This window comes from Brevibacillus brevis (assembly GCF_900637055.1).
In the GTDB taxonomy this organism is placed as follows: Bacteria; Bacillota; Bacilli; order Brevibacillales; family Brevibacillaceae; genus Brevibacillus; species Brevibacillus brevis.
This window is the reverse complement of the sequence record NZ_LR134338.1, coordinates 1,286,753-1,305,000: the sequence shown is the minus strand read 5'-3', so window position 1 is coordinate 1,305,000 and position 18,248 is coordinate 1,286,753. Positions and strand designations below refer to the sequence as shown.

Below are 18,248 nucleotides of genomic sequence, written 5' to 3'. Positions count from 1 at the left end.
TCATCACGACTCCCCCAATCAATTTGAATGTATGGTAACGATGGACGACATTCAGTTGCCAGAGGTCATTTGATTCCTATTCCTTTTCCTCAACGCAAAAAACTCCTGAAATCATCAGGAGTTTTTTTGTATGCCGTCACCTATTAAAAATCAAAGTTATCCGGGTCTGGACCAACACGGTGATTTTGGTTCAACGCATGAATCATTTCCATGTCTTCTTTCGACAGTTCGAAATCAAATACGGATGCATTCTCGACGATTCGATGCTCTTTGGTCGACTTCGGAATGGTCACGACGCCATTTTGCAAATCCCAGCGTATAATGATTTGGGCAATGGACTTCCCGTATTTTTCTGCAATTCCTTTCAGTACTGGATTGTCCAATAGCTGTCCTTGCATAAGCGGAGACCATGCTTCAAATTGAATCCCTTGCTCCTTGCAGTAGGCACGCAGTTCATCTTGGGACAGGCGCGGATGGAATTCCACTTGGTTTACCATCGGCTTAATCTCAGCGTCTTTAAGCAGTTCCTCTAAATGATGAATGTGGAAATTGCTTACCCCGATGGCTTTTACCATCCCTTTTTTGTACAGCGTCTCCAATGCTCTCCATGCGTCTTTGAACTTTCCTTCTACCGGCCAGTGAATAAGGTACAAGTCCAAGTATTCCAGCCCGAGTTTTTTCAGGCTCGTCTCATATGCAGCCAACGTGGACTCATATCCCAAATCCGCATTCCATACTTTCGAGGTAACAAAAAGATCTTCTCGAGTGATGCCCGCTTCCTTCAAACCTGCACGGATTCCACGGCCAACACCTTCTTCGTTGTTATAAATGGCGGCTGTGTCGATACTGCGGTAGCCGTGCTTGATGGCTGTCTTCACAGCTAGCTCGAGCTCCTCACCTTCCTCTACTTTAAAAACACCCAGACCCAACCAAGGCATTTTCACTCCGTTGTACAGCGTAGTCGTATCTTGCAAATGTTTTGGCATAACTTGTCTCCTCCATCCTGGTTCTCTATGTTAGTATGACTGTTTCCAGTCACCTAATGTGCTTCATGTCGTTTGACAAGTGTTATTATGAGATAGACTAGCGAAAAGGAAAAGTACGCACTTTTTTGTATGATAGGCACTAAAAAGTACCTGTCATTCAGGAGGAAATCAACAATGAAGAAGAAGTATAACATATCAGTGGAAGCCACTCTCGAGGTCATCGGCGGTAAATGGAAATGCGTTATTTTGTGTCACCTGACTCACGGAAAAAAACGTACAAGTGAGTTGAAAAGACTGATGCCGGGCATTACGCAGAAGATGCTGACGCAGCAACTGAGAGAACTTGAAGACGATGGCATCATCAACCGGATTATTTACAATCAAGTTCCGCCAAAAGTGGAGTATGAGCTCAGCGAGTACGGCTGGACCTTGAAAAGTATTCTCGATTCGCTCTGCCTATGGGGCGAAAAGCATATCATTAAGGAATACGGCGACAAGTATGCTGTATTGGAAGAAAGTATCTTGAATCAATAAAAGAACAGGAGTAGGTGGAGTGACTTGGGTTTGCGGCAGATCGACGAAGCTTCCAAACAAGCTCTGTCCCTCAACAAATAAAAAAGCTGCCGATCTAATCGACAGCCAAAATGGCGTAGTCATACACAGCTCTTCCCAGTAATCCTAGTGTGTTCAGAGCGGATTGAGCGGTTACATCTTTGGATAAGGCCGTAATGGAGAAGCAGCGATTGTTCGTATACAGCAAGCCTACATCATGCTGTCTGCCCGTATCCCAGCCCGATTTACAAGGCAGTTCCCATGCAGGAAAATTGAATTCTTCCTGATTTGGCAATTGGGACGGCAAACCATTACGAACTTGCTGCTTTTTCATAATGGCGATCATCTCTTTACAGGCGCGCTGAGACAGATAACTGCCCGTTGCTATTTGACCTAGCATACTCGCAATATCCCCAGCGGTTATCTTATTGTTTTCTGTGATATCGAGTGGATAAATCATCAGCTTTCGTGAATAATAGCTTTGGCGCATTCCCAAATCAATCATGGTCTGTTCGATCTGCGCTTTTCCTACCAAATCAATCAGCATATTTGTCGCCGTATTGTCGCTCTGAATAATCATGAGGGTCACCAAGTCGCGAATCGCAAGCTTCAAGCCTGGAGATAGCGCGTACAAAATCCCCGATCCCCCCACCAGATCCTCTTGGCGTAGAACAAGCTGATCATCCAATCGAAAATGCCCATGCTCACTTGCCGCGAAAACGGCTGCCATGATCGGCACTTTGATCACACTCTCCGCAATAAACAGCTCGTCCGGTACATGTTCAAAACGGGTTCCTTTAGCTGAGCCCTGTTCCTCCACAACGACGCCCCAAGTCCCCTCCGCTTGACCGATAATGGCTGACAACCTTTTTTCCAGCTCCACAGCTTTTCTTCCCTTCTCTCGTTGCTCGTAGTTTCTTGCCCCTCTCCTTTTATCATACTATTCCGAAAACAAATCAGACAAGAGACGGTACCTACTTACAGTTCGTTTATCCATCCTGAACTTGGAAATAATACGTAAGATAAACCTACGGACAAGGTGAGCCATCATGCAGAACTCCGATAAGATTGGCATTCGCCAATTTGTCATCCTCGTAACATTCATCACCATAGGAGATTCCATCCTGATCTTACCTTCCGTACCTGCGACTGAAGCGCGTCACGATGGATGGCTATCAGGATTGATCGGCATCGTACTGGGGCTGGCCATCGTATACTTGTATTGTGTAGTCGGTCGCATCTACCCCGAACAAACACTGATTGAAAAGAACAAGCTCATATTTGGACGTTGGCTCGGCACGTTCTTTTCTCTCTTCTTTTTAGGGGCTGTGTTAATCAACGGCGCTGTCTATATACGGACAATCGGAGAATTCATGACCACCCATATTATGAAACAAACACCCATTGATGCTGTCATGTTTTTACTCGTTGCCTGCGCAATATACGCTGTTCGATTAGGCCTTGAAACTTTTGCCCGGACCAGCGAAATTTTTTTCCTTTGGTTTGTCTTTACGTTCGTTTCGTTTTTTCTTTTGTTAAGCCCTCAGTTTCAATTCGAGAACCTTTTCCCCTTCTTGGAAAATGGCATTAAGCCCGTCATAAGAGGAGTATTTTCTGTGACCGCTTTTCCCTTCTCGGAGCTGGTTATTTTCCTTATGATTACTCCACTCCTAGATGCAAAACAAAAGCTCACGTCTGCTTTTTTGCGAGGAGCGATATACGGTGGAGTTTGTCTGCTTGCCATCATCTTCTTGTCGCTTTTGGTGCTCGGCCCGGATTTGGTTTCCCGAGAAAACTTTCCGAGCTATTCCCTCGCCAAACGAGTCCAAGTAGGGGAGTTCTTTCAAAGGCAGGAAGCGATGATGGCTCTCATGTGGTTTGTCTCCATTTATTTCAAAGTCGTACTGTATATGTACGGATTTTGCGTGGGTATAAAGCAGCTTCTCCATTTAAAGGAGCACCAGTCGCTCACCTTGCCCATATGCATCTTATTCGTTGCCATCGCGATTATCATCGTTCCAAACGGAGCTTTTTTATATGAAACGTATACGTACTGGCCTTTCTTTGATTTAACAAAAGGGTTCTTGTATCCGTTGATTCTCGTCGTTGGTTACTGGATACGGAAGCAAATGAACAACAAGCCGGCTTCCCTTCAGAAGTAAAGTGTCGGCTTGCTTTATGCTTACAGTAGTTGTTTGATGGCTGCTACTCGCTTCGCATCGACGTATCGGAGAGCCTGTCCTTCTTCTCGTACTGCCGATCCAAAATGAACCTCTTTGACACCCGTACGTTTTACGAGCTCTTCCACATTAGCCAGTGACAATCCACTCCCTGCCAAAATTGTGAGAGGTGTGTTCTCTGTCAGCTTGACGAGCTGCTCAATACAATCCGCTCCCTCGATTGCTGTTTTTTTGCCCCCAGAAGTAAGAATGGTACGGACCTGGGGATATTCCAGAAGAATACGCGCTGCTTCCATTTGATCCACAGCATCATCAAAAGCACGATGGAATGTCACATTCAATGCACCTGACTCGCCAAGCAACAGCTCCAATCCCCGTTGATCGAGCCTATTTTCTGGAGTCAGCATGCCAAATACGACACCTGCTGCCCCAAGTTCACGGATGATACGTACATCCTGCCGCATGACCGCAAGTTCCTCAGCCGTATAGCAAAATGATTGGCTATGGGGTCGCACCATGACGTTTACCGGGATGGAAACCGCCTTGACCACTGCGTCAATCAATCCCCAGCTCGGAGTAATGCCTCCCTCCAAAATACCCGAAATGAGCTCCAGCCTGTCAGCTCCGCCCTGCTCCGCACGTTTTGCATCCTCTACTGAAGTCGCAATCACTTCTACTAGCATGATACTTCGCCTCCGTTTTTAGCATTTGTTCAAGACAAAAACTGGCCGTTTCTCCCCGACCACCAACTGATTGTCGTTTTTAATGGCTATTGGCGCCAACGCATGCAGTCGGTCGATGGTTTCTTGGTTTTCATACTGAATCTGCTCCAAGATCGACGCGATAATAAGCGGCCATACTAATTCAGAGCCATTCAGTACCTTTAGCGAAAAGCTGAGTCTCTCTTTTTTCAAAGCAAAGCCGTATACGCCCATCGCTCCGCCTTTGGCGATTATATTTTCATCCATTAAAAGCGCTGTACAGATGAAGTTGTGACTGGCAATGATTTCGGGACTGCTCGTCATCCAGCCTGTCACTCTCTCTACTGCCTCACGTGTCTCGTGATCCTCGATCAGATCCGGGCAAGCGAGCTTTAGATATGCGATCGCCAGGTTTTTGAGCGGCAACGCAAAAACTGGGAAGCCACAACCATCGACGCTTAGCTGAACCTGTTCTTTTGGATAGTCAGCCAGGTTGGCAAACACCGCCAAGGCCTCCTGTTGGGCTGGATGCTCTGCCTTGTAGTAATCATGAGTGGAATCTCCTTGATCCTTCGACAGTGCCAAATACCCCAAATGCTTTCCTGCACAGTTGTGAAAAAGCCTGCGCTTTTCTATGCCTTGGGACAAGCAAGCAAACTTCGGCTCTTCGTTTAGCGGATAAGTCGGGCAGGTGAGCAATTCGTCTTCCTGAATGCCGGTCTTTCGTAAAATCGACTCCAAGCCTTCCATATGATAGGCTTCACCACGATGGGAGGCCGCAAAGAGTGCTGCTTCGCTGCTGTTCAGTCCGAATTTTTCATCAATTTTACGTTTGGCGATAGGAATGGCTTGAAAGGGCTTCGCTGCGGAGCGCAATAAGGTGATATGGTTCTCATCGCCTGCCCGATAAGCCACCTCTCCTTTTTCATTCACGCCGCACACGATGCCGTTATGTACGTTCTCCAGAATGCCTCCGCGATATTCTTCCACTAAAGGGACATCTCTCATCAAAATCACCCGCTCCACTCCATGTTGATCGATTATGAAAAAAACACTAGCAGTAGCACCCTCCATCCGTCAATCTTTTTCCAAGCGATAATCCCTCCACTTTGGCGTCGATTGTTGTATAATGTCTCAAGGCGCCCATTTGGGTTCCACAAATAAGAAATCCGTGCATCTGCACGGGAGAGGTTCGCGAACTCCCTCTATAAAAAACTAAGCTGGATAACAGTACCTTTCTTTGGTATTGTTATTGTTTTTTTGATGGAAAGTTCAAGAACTCTCTTTCTTCTAATTCAATTAAGAGGAGATGGAGAGCAATGAAAAAGGAAAAAGCCGTTGTTGTCTTTAGCGGAGGTCAGGACAGCACTACCTGCCTGTTTTGGGCAAAAGAGCAATTCGGCGAAGTAGAAACCCTCACATTTGATTACGGGCAGCGACACAAGCTGGAGATCGAGTGCGCCCAGCAAATAGCCGCAGAGCTCGGCGTCAAAAACTCCGTATTGGACATGAGCCTGTTAAACCAGCTCGCGCCCAATGCACTCACCCGCACAGATATTGACATTACTCAGGAAGAAGGCCAATTGCCATCCACGTTCGTCGACGGACGCAACTTGTTGTTCCTTTCCTTTGCGGGCGTTTTCGCCAAGCAACGAGGAGCACGTCACTTGGTTACCGGTGTATGCGAAACGGATTTTAGCGGTTATCCCGATTGCCGTGACGCCTTTATCAAATCACTCAATGTGACATTGAATTTGTCGATGGACTATCCGTTTGTGATTCACACGCCGCTCATGTGGCTGAACAAAGCACAAACGTGGAAGCTGGCGGACGATCTGGGTGCCTTCACTTATATTCGCGAAAATACCCTCACCTGCTATAACGGCATCAAGGGAGACGGCTGCGGCGAATGCCCTGCCTGCCACCTGCGAAAAGCCGGACTAGACACTTATCTTTCCGAGAAAAATCAACCTGGAGAACAAGCCTGATGAGCGCGAACTTTGATTTTCGTATCGTTGATCGCATGCAGGCACTGGGTACCCATATTCAAAAATCACAGCTTCGCTACCATAACAAACGCGTTTTGGTAAGCAAGGAATTTACTTTTGACGCTGCACATCATCTGCACGCTTATGAAGGAAAGTGCAAAAACCTCCACGGCCATACGTACACGGTCGTCTTCGGCATCAGCGGCTTTCCGGACGAGATTGGACTCGTGATCGATTTTGGCGACATCAAGCAAATCTGGAAAGAGCATATCGAAATTTATTTGGATCACCGCTATCTGAATGAGATGCTCCCTCCGATGAATACCACTGCCGAAAACATGGTCGTGTGGATTTTCGAAGAGATGGAAAAACAATTGCAGTCAGATGCCTACCGCGACCGCTACAACGGCGCTCGGGTGGAGTTCGTTCGCCTGTTCGAGACACCGACCAGCTATGCAGAGGCGAGACGGGAGTGGATGGTGGAATGATCCCGGTCTTGGAAATATTCGGCCCTACAATTCAAGGTGAAGGAATGGTTATCGGGCAAAAAACGATGTTTGTGCGAACAGCTGGCTGTGACTATCGTTGCAGCTGGTGTGACTCCGCTTTTACGTGGGATGGATCTGCCCGTGATGAAATCCGGCAAATGTCACCCGAGGCAATCTGGGAGGAGCTCACTCGCTTAGGCGGGGACCGTTTTTCCCATGTCACGATCTCCGGGGGAAATCCTGCGCTTTTGGCTGGCATCGGCGAGTTAATCGCCCTGTTGAAGGAGCATGGCATTCGCACAACAGTCGAAACACAAGGCAGCAAGTGGCAAGCGTGGCTTCCACAGATTGACGACATTACGATTTCGCCGAAGCCGCCTAGTTCCGGGATGGAAACAGATTTTCAAGCGCTTGATCGAATTGTGTACGAGCTGTTGGAACAAAACCATCCAGGACTCAGCCTGAAAGTCGTTGTTTTTGACGACGCCGACTTTGCCTATGCACGCATGATTCATCAGCGTTTTCCAGAGGTGCCTTTCTATTTGCAGCCAGGAAACAGTGATCTGACGGACGCTGATACGCCTCGGCTTCGGGATAAGCTTTTGGAGAGCTTTGAATGGCTGATCGATCAGGCGATGGCGACGCCTGACATGAATGACGCGAAGGTACTTCCCCAACTGCATGCACTTGTCTGGGGCAATAAACGAGGCGTTTAAACGATATTTCACTCTCATGGAAGAAAAGAGGACTGTACTCATATGGCACATCAACAAGAACGCGATTTATCCTCCCTCACACTTTTAGGGAATCAAGGGACAACGTACAACTACTCCTATGACCCTAGCGTATTGGAGTCTTTTGACAACAAGCATCCGTACCGCGATTATTTCGTAAAATTCAACTGCCCGGAATTCACCAGCCTGTGCCCGATTACAGGCCAGCCAGACTTTGCGACGATCTATATCAGCTACATTCCTGACATCAAAATGGTAGAGAGCAAGTCGCTCAAGCTGTACTTGTTCAGCTTCCGCAATCACGGCGATTTCCACGAGGATTGCGTGAACGTCATCATGAACGACTTGATCAAACTGATGGACCCGCGCTACATCGAGGTATGGGGCAAGTTCACTCCTCGCGGCGGCATCTCGATCGATCCGTATTGCAACTACGGGAAACCGGGAACGAAGTACGAGGAGATGGCGAGCCATCGGATGATGAATCATGATATGTATCCGGAGAAAGTGGACAATCGGTAAAATACACTGCATTATACACTATAAAAAACTGTCTATATCACGGTTTTACAGTGTTCGCTTTTTGTTCTTATCTAGTGATTTTAAGTAGTTGTTGACGAGTTTCGTCAACAATCCGTCAACAACATCTGTCTGCCCTGGCATCTATGTGCCGGGGCTTTTTACATTGTCCAGAAGTCATTCTCTTTTACATTCGGATCAAGCAGCCGAAGTGCCCTCAATACCTTCCTTCCGACTGAGGGAGGAGGATAATAGTCCTCGTCTCTACAAAGTTTAGTTCCTGTATCTTTATTGATTGGTGCAGCAGCACATAGCCATTGCTGATTCTTCCCGTGCCGTTTCAAAAACTGTTTCACTCTTGTTTCTGGTTTCCCTAATCCAAACATTCTGATCACCTCATCCACATCTTGGACAAGATCGAACAAATTTAGTCTTTTTTTTTCCGGTGCAAATCGGAATATTGGACAAACTGTTGTGCATCACTTAGTAGCACAGCAGCACACAACGCTGCATAACACAACGGGAGGGATTAGGCATGGCAACCGAACGAAAGCCAGTCTGCTTTAACCTTAACGATCCGCTCGAAAAAGAAATGTGGGAGCTCACAAAAAAGATGAATTTCAGCGGCTGGGCCAAAGAACATTTGAAGCCTTTGGCTTTAGCTCGAATTGCAGAGCGCGACACCTCCACGAAAAAGATGGGCATTCCTGTTCCAGTGCGAAGGGTGGTCGGTTCTAATGTCTCGAAAGCGTAGATATTACCGTGAGGATCGGAGACGGCCTGAGTACCTGGAGGAAGAAGACTGGGAAGATGACGCGGATGATCATGCAGACGTCGAGAGATCGGTCAGGAAAACGTCCTGGGGGCTGCTGGCCGTATTAAGTTTTGGCGTACTCCTCTCGATTGCTCAAGCCCTCTACGTTCCCTCTGGACCATTGCCAGCAGGTGACGCCTATCGAGTCGTTTCAGTCAGCCGTGGACGTTTGCAGGCCGAAGAGATAGGCACAGGGCGGGTGGTAAGCTTAGACGATCAGAAACTTGTCAGAGCAGCTCTTGATGGATCGATCAAGCGCGGCGACGTCATCCATCGGTAATGGCGTTATGCAACGCTACATATCCTCCGTTGCTTGCATGGGGGGCTCTCAGTGTGCAGTGTGCTGAATGATGTTTAATTTTCGGGCGATTTTGAATTAAGAACTGGAGGGAAATGCGTGGATATCGGGGAAACGCATGTGGAGCTGCCGCGAGTGTCATCGACTCATTCACGAGTGATGTATGGAAACCTGATTCAGATTGCTGACAACCTGGACTTCCGGAATCCCATATTCAATGGTCGGGCGAAACGGAATCGGTCGTTGGGGAGTGCCCAGGCGTTTGTGGTTGAGCTGGCACTCGCAGACCAGTTGTTTCGGGAGAAACTGAAACGATATATGATCGCACAAGGTAAACATTTCATTTACACCTCTGATTACTTGGACAGGTATTAATTTCTGAAAATTACCAAACCATTTGTTGCTCTGCGTATAAGTAGGTTACAATATACACAATTAGTAAATTAAGGGAGATAGAATGATGTTTAAAAAATTGGAGGAAATGACAAGGGACTTAGAAAAAGAGAATCGCTACCTCCGAAAAATTTTCGATCAGGTTGATGAACGTGAAAACACTTACCGGAGGACTGTTGCCATCATAAGCTATGACAAACTTATCATGTGCCAGAGCCACTATGTAAAGGACGATCATATAGAGACTTTCGACAAGGTTCATTTAGATATCGCGGAATTTAAAAGTATTATTGCGAAGTTGATAAACTAGTGAGTAATAAAAACAACCCTCCCTAGATTGCTGTCCGGCGTAGTGCCAACCATTTACAATACCCCTACCTCTTTGAATGCAAAAAGCTCCTCGAATCTGAGGAGCTTTTTTGTATTTGTTTTTATACTTTGTAACGGAGACCTATATCAATGGGTTTGCGTGCGTAATATTCCCACTCTGAACTACCCGTGTATGAAACCTCAAAACCTGCTGCAGTTAGTGCTGATACGCTGAAAGCCCCCGATGCACTTGCGGAACTAGTGCTCTTATACGTAATTGTTGCACTTCCGCTGATTTCAACTTCTTGAGTTGGAAATTTATCAGAAGTTGAAATTGCCACTATATCTTTATCTTCTAACGTAGCAGAGTTGGAATTAGTGATTTTCATAGTTTTACTTTCAATAGAATTAATTTGTCTAAAAGAACTATTACTGTAGATTTTCAACTTCGCGGCCAGTTCTGTAGTTACTGGGCCATCTTTTTTATTATTTTTTACAGTCACTGTAGTGTAATTTCCACTGGCAGCATTAATACCTTTCCCTTGCACAGATTTAACAGATTCGATTGTCTCCGAATATGTCTCCGTTGTTTCACCAGTTTTTCTGTCAATTAATTTAACTGTTGCGGTATCTCCGGTTTCAGTACGAACCATTTCGAGATTAGGCTTCAGTTGAATCTCAACAGAAGTTAACTTCAATTGTACTTCTTGTACACTTTTTGCTGCATGAGCAGTACTAGATAGTCCAGAAGCAGATAAAACTAACGCTCCGCAAAGCAAACTTGCGAAAAGCGACTTAAAATTAAAACGTTTCATAAGTAATACACTCCCATTCTTTTACATTTTTTATTTTAATGGTATAATATGGAAGTAGATTACGTCAATACGCAGTATTTAAAATTTACTTTAAAAGTAAAAAAAGGATGATGATTCCATTATGCAAAAGCTTGATTTTACAGAACTACACCAATATTTCAATGATTTTTCGGCAAGTATTCGAGAGGCAGGCAACAAAACAAGTAGTTCTTTACTTGAAGTTAAAGGAGAAATAGCTTCTCTTAATGCAAATCTAACTACAACAAATTACCTGCTCATGGGATTATTGATTTTAAATGTTGTTTTACTTTTTGTTGTCTTCTTTAAAAAAAGTAAACAATAGAATTGATGGATAACACCCCAAAGGGGTCCCGCCAGCAAATTAACGTTAAATTGTTGGTGGGACCCCTATCCGAAGGAGGGCTTTGGTTATTACATGGTCATTATTTCGGGATACCTACCGCGTCACGCAAAGCGTTCGCAGCGTAATGAGCTGCTTCTCTCACTCCTGGATCGTTATCGCTCGCCATCCAGACCGAGCCGAGAATCGCGATTACTTCCTCTGCCGATTCTTTGTCCAACTTGCTCACAGGTTTTTCCACAGCAGGTGAATTAGTATTCCACCAACCTTCGCCACCAAGCGCGTCATTGTAGTCCACGGTGTGCCCTGCAAGCTCCTGTCCATTTTTGTACTGATAGATGTTGGCTGCTTTGGCGAGCTTCCCCCGACTCCAGGCGTATGTCTGCCAGAAGTGTTTGCAAGCTCCTCGCTTCGCCATCTCCTCAATAACAGCAAATGAGCCATACACGCCTACCGAATAGCCAGACAACTCCTTGGCAGCTGATCTCAGGTATGCCTCAATCGCTGCATAGTCCTTTGGCTGTGCATCAAAATCCACGGCAAAGTAAATCGCCGTACCTACAGGCTGACCGATCAATTTGGCTTCCTGGAGGGCCGCTTTGCCATCCCTTGTGCCGTTGACTGCGCCACCAGCAGCGTCATTAGTTCCGCGTTGGAAGACGGATACTACCTGCATCCCTGCCGCTGTGATCGCTTCGGCTTCTGCCCTCGTCAATCGTTTCCACTCCATACTGGCAGGAACAAGATAGCGGCAGACAAATTTCATGCCCGCCGCCGCCATTGCTCTCGCTTTTTCTGCTGTCAAAGGTACTGCACAATCGATCCCTTTGATTGTCATTCTGCATCTTCCTTTCTTTTATCGAAGGTCTGTTTCCACAGCTGGTGCCCCAGCGTCGCGATCCCAGCTGCCAGGATGCCCTGAATGGTTGCTTGCACGCTAATAGTTCCCATCACTCCCCAGGCTAGTCCAACGCCACTCACGGTTAAAAGCCAAGGAATGCTCCAGTCTACAATCCAGGGGGTATTCTTTAAAATCACCCCGATAATCAAGAGCGCGACTACAACAATCAGTGCCTCGTCCAATAGGTACTGGTTAGCCAATACCAACAGGTCCGTTTCTTTCATACAGCTCCTCCACCTTTCGCAATTGATTCAATGAGTTTCCAAATCAGAGCTCCAGCTCCCAGTACTGTTCCGACAATCCAACGTTTATCATCTCGGCCTTGTCGCTTATCGTTATCGATTCGTTGCTCGATTTCTTTCTTGATGTCCTCGGCCTTCTTCGTCAGATCAGTGATTTCCGAGCTCAATTCATCGAGTCGTTTATGAGCTGCTTTTGTACTTTGCATAGCCTCGATGGCCAGCTTTTCAGTTGAATCGAGTTTGTTTGCCATGATGCCGAGTTGCTTAATTTCTGTTTCGATTTTCCCGATTGCAACTAGAATTTCTGTAATTCCCTTTTGAAGATCCTTGATCTCGTCTGCCACTAGCGCATGACCTCCTCACCCCCTTTCGGGGCAAAAGTAAAAGGAGCCACATCAGCAGCTCCTCAAACCGTCGTATTTGTCGAGTCAACCCATCCGGTTCCATTCCACCAAACGGGTTTCCCTAACGTTGTATCAAAATACATAAAGCCAACATGTGCGATTTTCGGTCTTCGATCTGTTGATCCCTTTGAATACCCAACAAGATTTCCATTGATGAGTACATGCCTAGTACCTTTCGATAGGTTTTTATCGTCAGTTGGATCAGGGTCCCAAACTAAGGTGAGTTTGATGTTACCTAATGTGTTTTCGTACTTGGTGTTGCTGGAGCTTGATGGTGTGTTTCTGCTCGCCGTAGGAGTGCCCAAACGGTCGCCAGCATCGTACGGGATGTCAGGCAGGGGGTAGTGGTGGTAATCGCTAATAGATGCCCCCCAGCTGCGAATGGATGCTCCGTATCCATGGTAACCAAGCACGACCGATCCAATATATCCGGTATTAAAATATTCCTGGTCTCGGTCAATGATCTCGTCCAGTGCAATGAATTGAGTCCTGAATTTTTCAAAATAGGTAAGTCCACCATATTCGTCACGCTTCACTGTGAAACATTCCATATTCTCCAACAACCGGCTCCTGGACGAACCGCGCATTGTCTGCTGACTGCTTGAGTAAACGTAGAATGCGTTTTCGATCATGTAGTAGTCTTGTGGACCGACGACTGGTTCGATGTTCTTTGGATTACCATTAAAATCAATCCAGTCCAGATACATATTTTCTTTTTTAAATACGTAGTCGGGTTTGTATGAGTTTACAAAAACGTTAAACCCTTGGGAGTGGCAAAACTGTACGACTTCGTTTTGTCGCTCTCGCGTGACGTAATAATCGTAGCCAAAGGTATCTAAAAAGATGCCAGTAGACCCCATCGTTTTCCATTGCATAACCCGTTCCTTAATTTCTTCGATGGTGAAGTTGTCAGCAGCAGCCGGCGCTAAACCGATTGAGATATAGCCAAAAATTTCAACTCCCGGCTTTGCTTGCTTGAGCTTTGCGATAATGTTTAACGTGTCTGCGTAAGCTCCATGGGCTGGGTTCTGATACTCTCCAAATACGATTAGATCATAGTCCTTGTAGATGGACACCGCTGTGTCTACATTCCATGCGCCGTTGATCGAGATAGGATACCCATAGTAAACCAACAACTTTTTAAGCAGTGGTTTCTTTCTCTGTGCTTGACTGATCCATCCCATGTTCACCGTGTCCTTTCTTGCTTTTTGGCTCCAAGATAGAGTGCAGATGTAGTTCCTTATGAAAAAGCGCCCTCAAACTAGAAGGCGCTTTGATCGTTACGTGATTGCTTACATGCCGCAGCTGTCCAGCCATTCACTGAACGTCACGGTATCGATGTCAGCTCTCCGGGAATAGGCATAATCCACAACCTCTTGGAAGTTGCTTACGTTGTACTCGATACTTGACGAGGCTTCACCGCTAACGATCTTGTGGAACATGAACAAACACACGCCCCCTACCTTTGCCGCATTATCAATGTGCCCTTTTAATGTGGACGGTGCAATTGTATGATCGACATTTCGAATCTTGATCGTCCGTTTATCAGGTGGTGGCGTTGTCACCGTATCTTCTTGGACAGTGCGGCCCGCTCTGCGAGATTGCATAACTTGCAGCACCCTTGCGTCATACGCCCCGTATGGGTACGCCAAGATATTTGACGCTCTCGTAAAGCCATTTGTATTCAACCAGGCTTCGGCGTCTCCAATTTCTTTCTCGATAGCTGCTGCATCTTTCAGGTCTTTCAAAGTCGCGTGGTTCATGGTGTGGTTGGCCATGTCCCATCCGTAGACGTACATTTCCTTTAGCTGTTGCAGTGTGCAATAGCCAGACCACCCTACGTGCGACGGAATGACGGCAATGACACCTGGAAGATTGTATTTTCCCATATACCGAAATGCTTCGGTGTATTGGGAAGACCAGCCATCATCGAACATAAAAATGACCTTCCCTCGTTGCGACTCATCTCGGATGATCGAATCAAAAATGATCGACGCCGTAGTATTATCGTTGGACTTCACACGGATTTGCATAGAGACGATATCCCTGGTCAGGCTTGCAGCTCCAACGGGCTCCAGCTTGCTGACGTCGATGATATGTTCATTCCACCCCAGTGCCATTCGCCATCCTCGAACGGTGTAGCCTAAAAATTCTGCATAGACGGTATCATGTGCCAGATAAATTTGAAACTCATAAAGGTCTATCAAATTGTCCACAAAGAATTTCACTTTCAATGTTTTTGCACCAGTAAGGTTGAGAAAAACATTTCTCCGAGCAGCAATCGATGTACCCGTAGAGGTGACTTGTAACTTTCCGTTGTTAAATGACACAGTGCCTCCACCGTATGCCTTTAGCCAGGCGTTTGTTTCATTAAATGGCTCCACAAGACGGCCTTTCTTGTAATCCCTGACCTGGGCGAGAATCAAGTCTTTGCTTTTCTTGTCTGTCGGCTTAGCCCACGCCATTTTCTCCACCCTCTCTTTGAGCATTTTTCAGCTTCTCGTTCTCTTCTCGAAGGGCATCCAGCTCTTTTCGTAGAGCCTCTTCCTGTTGTCGCTCTTCCTCTCCTGCCGGCGTGTAAACCCAATCGCCTAACGATCCGTCAGGATTCCGCTTGCGGTATCTCATGCTTTGATCGCCCCCGATAAATTCGTCGCTGCAGCTGTTGAGTTGGCGTCATTACTGGTTAGTGTAAATTTCAAATGGAGCTGAGCGTCTGGTGTCGCGTACGTTCCGATGAATTCCTTCTCTACGATTCCAGTGATTACAGGTGCAGACGTTTTTGTCATGGGCTTGTAAGATTCAGCAGCGCCAGCCGGCACGATGGAAAGTGCTCCGTCCACATTCAAATCTCCCGTTTCATGCTGGAGCCAAGCTAGGACTTCTTTGGCCGTAGTTGATTGAGGAGATAGCTTGTAGCGAGCATGGGCAGTTTTGAGTCGTGTTTTCGTCACCGAACGGGTGAGAGAAAACGTGACTACCGTCGTCGCTCCTAATGAGTCTGTAGCTGTTATGACAAGGTTGTTTGATCCTGAAACCATCTGCTTTGGTGTGACGGTTATTGTCCACGCACCGCCACTTACCGATATGGGTATATCTGCGCCACCGTTCAAACGATATTTCATGGTCGCGCTATTTCCATCTGGATCTGAGACGGTTCCATTGATTGTAATGGGTGAATCGTCCGACAGATTATCGTTATTCGCAACGAATGAGTGTGTAAGGATCGGAGGACGATTCAGCACCACGGTAAATGTACGCTCTGCAATGATGGAGGTGCCGCCTTTGTTATCCTCCGACCATACTTCTAGTAAATGGGTCGAACCCTCATCCAAAAGCCCTGATACGCTAGTCGTGCCGTCCTTAATAGCCCCGCCTGTAAATGTGAACGTTTTACTAAAGGACAGAGGATTTACCCCATCAGCTGATGCTTGCATGATTAGATAGTTAACACCTTTATTTACACGTACATAGACAGAAACGATATCACCAGGATCGGTGTCCAATGTGGTTCCTGTCACCGTATAGGTGTTGCCCACAGACAATTTGATTCCGTTTGCTGGTGCTGAAAGTGTCAGTGTCTGACCAAAGTTGTCTTCATAAGTAACGGTTACGGTATAAGCATAGTAGTAGGTAAAGTAAGTTTGAGAAGGACCATAGACTGTACCGGAATAGCTTTGCGAGTAATTGTAAACCCGTGTGTCCGGCTTTGAAACCTGTCCAGAATAGTTCCCTGTTGCGGAAGCTGTATACAAATACTTGCCGTCTCCATAATAATAGCGTTGGCAAGATCCAACAGACGTCCCAGTCCGTTGCAAAACCCCTGAATACCCTTCACCGTCTGAATAAGATACAGAGGCTGGCAGATTCGCTAATGCACCGCTTTGCGCCTGCGAACAATCTATCGCGCGTTCATGAGAAGCTGATCGAGTATCAGATGCTGTTTTTTGACCGGGAGGACTGCCACTCACGACAAAGGAGGTTGAACTTCCTGACTTGGACAATGTTCCGCTATAAGTACCATCGTTGTAACTGATCGACGATGGAAAACTATCAGTGCTGCTGGTACGAGTATCCGATACGGTTTTTGTGTTCGGGCTGCTGGATGTGGTATATCGGGTATATGAGCCATCGCTGACATTGACCGTCACTTCGCTGCCATTGACAGAGTGTGTAACTTTGCCCGTATTGACTGCAACAGAGACAACTCGTTTTAGGTTTGGGATGGTTATCTTTTGTGATCGACTCTGTGATGTAGACTCAGGGATGCTAACAACGGTTGATTTACTAGCCATCTAACCGCCTCCTTTCTTATGTTACGGCTATTTTCACACTATAAGTATCGATTGACCCTCGTCGCATACGTTTCGCCGCTGTATCAATTTCCACGGTTGACCTTGCCAGGATGGCATTTGCAGAATAGGTTGCTGCTGGAGCTGCGTTTAGTGTGATAATTTTTGTAGACGCATTAATTGCTGTGATCATACGCTCCTCCTGATTGTTGACCGAGGCTAACGTAACCTCTTGCCCCACTGCAAAGCCTGTCACCGATGCAACGGTAACATTCGAACCAGAAATAGACTGAATTGTCGTTCTCGTCTTATCCAAGGAAATGACCGCATCCTGGATGCCGTCAAACAAATCAACAAAAATTCCACTATTCCCCGCAGTCCTGTCTCCTGTCGTGATCTTGGCGTGCAGGTAGAGAATGCGATTTTCTAATCTGATAACAACGCCATCGATGTCCTTAATACCTTCTTCTATGTGATTCATACGCCGTGCGGTAAAACGAGTACCATCTTGGATCGTTTCACCTGTTTCCGTATTTACAAGTCGGTCAGTCCAATATTGCCGATCATAGGGCATTTCACACACTCCTCACTTCGAAAGGGATTTCGAATAGCAACAATGCCCCTGTTTCGTGCGAGGTAATCTGTGCATCAGAGGTAATCATTGCTGTCCCGCTTGCGTCCACTAGTTTTGCCTCTGTAATGGTGCCTGCTGCATCCACGACGTCCAAGTAGACGTACAACTGCACAACTGTTTTCTGGGCACTGGTAAGATGCTTCGTCAGTGTAATTGGATGAATGACAGGTTTCCCGTCCACGGTGATTGTGGCGTTACTTATTTTTGCGCTCACTGTATTTCGGATGAATTCCAGGAAAGCAGGTTCCACTTTAATAGCCATTTGGATCACCCTTTCCCATAAGCGCGAAATGGAGAAGTTGTTTTGATGATGACTTGGGTAAACGGCTCAAACGATTCTTCAAACACTTCGCCTTCTTTGACCGTAAAAGTGTAGTTGTGAATCGTAAATGTCAGATCATTCGTTCCGTCATTTTTAATGACAAAGCCATGCATTTGCTCGGTGAAAATATGATCTGTGTCAGTTGAGCCGCTAATAGGCTCTTTCGCAGATAAGCCGCGAAGTTGCACAAACATAGCTCCTTTGTTACCCTGAATTTCCTGAAATTCATCCTTCGTAACATTGAAATATTGCGGGACCGGAAGTAGACCGCCGTCACGTAATATATGTCTTGTGCCAATTGGCATTTGATACCCT

26 protein-coding genes and 1 riboswitch (1 of these 27 cut by a window edge) are annotated in these 18,248 nt (G+C 46.4%); of the genes, 11 read left to right on the top strand and 15 right to left on the bottom strand.

All coding sequences use genetic code 11. The annotated features are described in order from the left end of the window. Window positions 1-73, top strand: partial view of a Fur family transcriptional regulator gene (locus tag EL268_RS06965; RefSeq protein ID WP_106657795.1) — the 3' end only. 224 nt of this gene lie to the left of the window's left edge; the window shows 73 of its 297 coding nt (coding positions 225-297); its start codon lies beyond the left edge, outside the window; the stop codon is at window positions 71-73. Between the two features lie 70 nt (window positions 74-143). Here the strand turns inward: EL268_RS06965 and EL268_RS06960 are convergent, their stop codons facing one another. Then, window positions 144-986, bottom strand: a complete 843-nt coding sequence (locus tag EL268_RS06960; protein WP_106657794.1) for an aldo/keto reductase — start codon at window positions 984-986, stop codon at window positions 144-146. Window positions 987-1,160: 174 nt separating this feature from the next. Between EL268_RS06960 and EL268_RS06955 the strand changes: the two genes are divergently transcribed. Further along, window positions 1,161-1,520 (top strand): winged helix-turn-helix transcriptional regulator, encoded by a 360-nt coding sequence (locus tag EL268_RS06955; protein ID WP_017251146.1) that lies wholly within the window; start codon window positions 1,161-1,163, stop codon window positions 1,518-1,520. 94 nt (window positions 1,521-1,614) lie between these two features. Here EL268_RS06955 and EL268_RS06950 read toward each other — a convergent pair whose 3' ends face one another. After that, window positions 1,615-2,421, bottom strand: coding sequence for a serine hydrolase (locus EL268_RS06950; protein WP_106657793.1), 807 nt, complete (start codon window positions 2,419-2,421; stop codon window positions 1,615-1,617). Window positions 2,422-2,587: 166 nt separating this feature from the next. Here EL268_RS06950 and EL268_RS06945 point away from each other — a divergent pair, with 166 nt between their 5' ends. Beyond that, window positions 2,588-3,700, top strand: coding sequence for a GerAB/ArcD/ProY family transporter (locus EL268_RS06945; RefSeq protein WP_106657792.1), 1,113 nt, complete (start codon window positions 2,588-2,590; stop codon window positions 3,698-3,700). A 20-nt stretch (window positions 3,701-3,720) separates the two neighbouring features. On the opposite strand, the gene EL268_RS06940 is transcribed toward EL268_RS06945, so the two are convergent. Both EL268_RS06940 and EL268_RS06935 read right to left on the bottom strand, forming a co-directional pair. Continuing rightward, complete coding sequence (locus tag EL268_RS06940) at window positions 3,721-4,401, bottom strand: copper homeostasis protein CutC (RefSeq protein ID WP_106657791.1); 681 nt, start codon at window positions 4,399-4,401, stop codon at window positions 3,721-3,723. A gap of 18 nt (window positions 4,402-4,419) precedes the next feature. Beyond that, window positions 4,420-5,427: an asparaginase gene (locus EL268_RS06935; protein ID WP_164724568.1), complete on the bottom strand. Its 1,008-nt coding sequence runs from the start codon at window positions 5,425-5,427 to the stop codon at window positions 4,420-4,422. Window positions 5,428-5,600: 173 nt separating this feature from the next. Next, a riboswitch (PreQ1 riboswitch) is annotated at window positions 5,601-5,644 on the top strand. 94 nt (window positions 5,645-5,738) lie between these two features. On the opposite strand from EL268_RS06935, the gene queC reads away from it, so the two are divergent. The 7 genes from queC (at window position 5,739) to EL268_RS06900 (ending at window position 9,635) form a co-directional block, all read left to right on the top strand. Beyond that, a complete protein-coding gene (gene queC, locus EL268_RS06930) occupies window positions 5,739-6,407 on the top strand; it encodes a 7-cyano-7-deazaguanine synthase QueC (protein WP_017251152.1) in 669 nt (222 codons plus the stop codon). Next, the gene (gene queD, locus EL268_RS06925) at window positions 6,407-6,895 is read left to right on the top strand and encodes a 6-carboxytetrahydropterin synthase QueD (protein WP_106657790.1); all 489 of its coding nucleotides are present in this window, start codon (window positions 6,407-6,409) and stop codon (window positions 6,893-6,895) included. Before queC ends, queD begins: the two co-directional genes overlap by 1 nt. Next, the gene (queE, locus tag EL268_RS06920) at window positions 6,892-7,611 is read left to right on the top strand and encodes a 7-carboxy-7-deazaguanine synthase QueE (protein ID WP_106657789.1); all 720 of its coding nucleotides are present in this window, start codon (window positions 6,892-6,894) and stop codon (window positions 7,609-7,611) included. Before queD ends, queE begins: the two co-directional genes overlap by 4 nt. Before the next feature lie 42 nt (window positions 7,612-7,653). Further along, window positions 7,654-8,151, top strand: a complete 498-nt coding sequence (gene queF, locus EL268_RS06915; RefSeq protein WP_007729714.1) for a preQ(1) synthase — start codon at window positions 7,654-7,656, stop codon at window positions 8,149-8,151. A 532-nt stretch (window positions 8,152-8,683) separates the two neighbouring features. Then, the gene (locus EL268_RS06910) at window positions 8,684-8,902 is read left to right on the top strand and encodes a hypothetical protein (protein WP_106657075.1); all 219 of its coding nucleotides are present in this window, start codon (window positions 8,684-8,686) and stop codon (window positions 8,900-8,902) included. Next, window positions 8,886-9,242, top strand: coding sequence for a hypothetical protein (locus EL268_RS06905; RefSeq protein WP_106657074.1), 357 nt, complete (start codon window positions 8,886-8,888; stop codon window positions 9,240-9,242). The genes EL268_RS06910 and EL268_RS06905 overlap by 17 nt, the downstream gene beginning before the upstream one ends. Before the next feature lie 117 nt (window positions 9,243-9,359). Beyond that, window positions 9,360-9,635: a hypothetical protein gene (locus tag EL268_RS06900; RefSeq protein WP_106657073.1), complete on the top strand. Its 276-nt coding sequence runs from the start codon at window positions 9,360-9,362 to the stop codon at window positions 9,633-9,635. A gap of 449 nt (window positions 9,636-10,084) precedes the next feature. On the opposite strand, the gene EL268_RS06895 is transcribed toward EL268_RS06900, so the two are convergent. Beyond that, window positions 10,085-10,777 (bottom strand): hypothetical protein, encoded by a 693-nt coding sequence (locus EL268_RS06895; protein WP_106657071.1) that lies wholly within the window; start codon window positions 10,775-10,777, stop codon window positions 10,085-10,087. A 121-nt stretch (window positions 10,778-10,898) separates the two neighbouring features. Between EL268_RS06895 and EL268_RS06890 the strand changes: the two genes are divergently transcribed. Beyond that, window positions 10,899-11,120 (top strand): hypothetical protein, encoded by a 222-nt coding sequence (locus EL268_RS06890; protein ID WP_106657070.1) that lies wholly within the window; start codon window positions 10,899-10,901, stop codon window positions 11,118-11,120. 100 nt (window positions 11,121-11,220) lie between these two features. Here EL268_RS06890 and EL268_RS06885 read toward each other — a convergent pair whose 3' ends face one another. The 10 genes from EL268_RS06885 to EL268_RS06845 form a co-directional block, all read right to left on the bottom strand. Then, entirely contained in the window at window positions 11,221-11,976 is a 756-nt protein-coding gene (locus EL268_RS06885; protein WP_106657069.1) for a DUF1906 domain-containing protein, read from the bottom strand. Continuing rightward, a complete protein-coding gene (locus EL268_RS06880) occupies window positions 11,973-12,263 on the bottom strand; it encodes a phage holin family protein (protein WP_106657068.1) in 291 nt (96 codons plus the stop codon). The genes EL268_RS06885 and EL268_RS06880 overlap by 4 nt, the downstream gene beginning before the upstream one ends. Then, window positions 12,260-12,625 (bottom strand): hypothetical protein, encoded by a 366-nt coding sequence (locus EL268_RS06875; protein WP_106657067.1) that lies wholly within the window; start codon window positions 12,623-12,625, stop codon window positions 12,260-12,262. Before EL268_RS06875 ends, EL268_RS06880 begins: the two co-directional genes overlap by 4 nt. Before the next feature lie 62 nt (window positions 12,626-12,687). Further along, entirely contained in the window at window positions 12,688-13,869 is a 1,182-nt protein-coding gene (locus EL268_RS06870) for a hypothetical protein (protein ID WP_106657066.1), read from the bottom strand. 108 nt (window positions 13,870-13,977) lie between these two features. Further along, on the bottom strand, window positions 13,978-15,150 hold the full coding sequence (locus tag EL268_RS06865) for a polysaccharide deacetylase family protein (protein ID WP_126435399.1): 1,173 nt from the start codon (window positions 15,148-15,150) through the stop codon (window positions 13,978-13,980). Next, the gene (locus EL268_RS32685) at window positions 15,137-15,313 is read right to left on the bottom strand and encodes a hypothetical protein (protein WP_164724445.1); all 177 of its coding nucleotides are present in this window, start codon (window positions 15,311-15,313) and stop codon (window positions 15,137-15,139) included. The genes EL268_RS06865 and EL268_RS32685 overlap by 14 nt, the downstream gene beginning before the upstream one ends. After that, a complete protein-coding gene (locus tag EL268_RS06860) occupies window positions 15,310-16,980 on the bottom strand; it encodes an Ig-like domain-containing protein (protein WP_106656067.1) in 1,671 nt (556 codons plus the stop codon). Before EL268_RS06860 ends, EL268_RS32685 begins: the two co-directional genes overlap by 4 nt. A gap of 16 nt (window positions 16,981-16,996) precedes the next feature. Further along, the gene (locus tag EL268_RS06855; RefSeq protein ID WP_106656066.1) at window positions 16,997-17,551 is read right to left on the bottom strand and encodes a hypothetical protein; all 555 of its coding nucleotides are present in this window, start codon (window positions 17,549-17,551) and stop codon (window positions 16,997-16,999) included. A 1-nt stretch (window position 17,552) separates the two neighbouring features. After that, a complete protein-coding gene (locus EL268_RS06850; RefSeq protein WP_106656065.1) occupies window positions 17,553-17,873 on the bottom strand; it encodes a hypothetical protein in 321 nt (106 codons plus the stop codon). A gap of 5 nt (window positions 17,874-17,878) precedes the next feature. After that, a complete protein-coding gene (locus EL268_RS06845; protein ID WP_106656064.1) occupies window positions 17,879-18,238 on the bottom strand; it encodes a hypothetical protein in 360 nt (119 codons plus the stop codon). Window positions 18,239-18,248 lie beyond the last annotated feature (10 nt).

Excerpts from the sequence above, each read along its gene's own strand:
- EL268_RS06960 (WP_106657794.1), bottom strand. The coding sequence starts at position 986 with ATGCCAAAACATTTGCAAGATACGACTACGCTGTACAACGGAGTGAAA.
- EL268_RS06955 (WP_017251146.1), top strand. The coding sequence starts at position 1,161 with ATGAAGAAGAAGTATAACATATCAGTGGAAGCCACTCTCGAGGTCATC.
- EL268_RS06945 (WP_106657792.1), top strand. The coding sequence starts at position 2,588 with ATGCAGAACTCCGATAAGATTGGCATTCGCCAATTTGTCATCCTCGTA.
- EL268_RS06940 (WP_106657791.1), bottom strand. The coding sequence starts at position 4,401 with ATGCTAGTAGAAGTGATTGCGACTTCAGTAGAGGATGCAAAACGTGCG.
- EL268_RS06935 (WP_164724568.1), bottom strand. The coding sequence starts at position 5,427 with ATGAGAGATGTCCCTTTAGTGGAAGAATATCGCGGAGGCATTCTGGAG.
- queC (WP_017251152.1), top strand. The coding sequence starts at position 5,739 with ATGAAAAAGGAAAAAGCCGTTGTTGTCTTTAGCGGAGGTCAGGACAGC.
- queD (WP_106657790.1), top strand. The coding sequence starts at position 6,407 with ATGAGCGCGAACTTTGATTTTCGTATCGTTGATCGCATGCAGGCACTG.
- queE (WP_106657789.1), top strand. The coding sequence starts at position 6,892 with ATGATCCCGGTCTTGGAAATATTCGGCCCTACAATTCAAGGTGAAGGA.
- queF (WP_007729714.1), top strand. The coding sequence starts at position 7,654 with ATGGCACATCAACAAGAACGCGATTTATCCTCCCTCACACTTTTAGGG.
- EL268_RS06910 (WP_106657075.1), top strand. The coding sequence starts at position 8,684 with ATGGCAACCGAACGAAAGCCAGTCTGCTTTAACCTTAACGATCCGCTC.
- EL268_RS06905 (WP_106657074.1), top strand. The coding sequence starts at position 8,886 with ATGTCTCGAAAGCGTAGATATTACCGTGAGGATCGGAGACGGCCTGAG.
- EL268_RS06895 (WP_106657071.1), bottom strand. The coding sequence starts at position 10,777 with ATGAAACGTTTTAATTTTAAGTCGCTTTTCGCAAGTTTGCTTTGCGGA.
- EL268_RS06890 (WP_106657070.1), top strand. The coding sequence starts at position 10,899 with ATGCAAAAGCTTGATTTTACAGAACTACACCAATATTTCAATGATTTT.
- EL268_RS06885 (WP_106657069.1), bottom strand. The coding sequence starts at position 11,976 with ATGACAATCAAAGGGATCGATTGTGCAGTACCTTTGACAGCAGAAAAA.
- EL268_RS06880 (WP_106657068.1), bottom strand. The coding sequence starts at position 12,263 with ATGAAAGAAACGGACCTGTTGGTATTGGCTAACCAGTACCTATTGGAC.
- EL268_RS06870 (WP_106657066.1), bottom strand. The coding sequence starts at position 13,869 with ATGGGATGGATCAGTCAAGCACAGAGAAAGAAACCACTGCTTAAAAAG.
- EL268_RS06865 (WP_126435399.1), bottom strand. The coding sequence starts at position 15,150 with ATGGCGTGGGCTAAGCCGACAGACAAGAAAAGCAAAGACTTGATTCTC.
- EL268_RS32685 (WP_164724445.1), bottom strand. The coding sequence starts at position 15,313 with ATGAGATACCGCAAGCGGAATCCTGACGGATCGTTAGGCGATTGGGTT.
- EL268_RS06860 (WP_106656067.1), bottom strand. The coding sequence starts at position 16,980 with ATGGCTAGTAAATCAACCGTTGTTAGCATCCCTGAGTCTACATCACAG.
- EL268_RS06855 (WP_106656066.1), bottom strand. The coding sequence starts at position 17,551 with ATGCCCTATGATCGGCAATATTGGACTGACCGACTTGTAAATACGGAA.
- EL268_RS06850 (WP_106656065.1), bottom strand. The coding sequence starts at position 17,873 with ATGGCTATTAAAGTGGAACCTGCTTTCCTGGAATTCATCCGAAATACA.
- EL268_RS06845 (WP_106656064.1), bottom strand. The coding sequence starts at position 18,238 with ATGCCAATTGGCACAAGACATATATTACGTGACGGCGGTCTACTTCCG.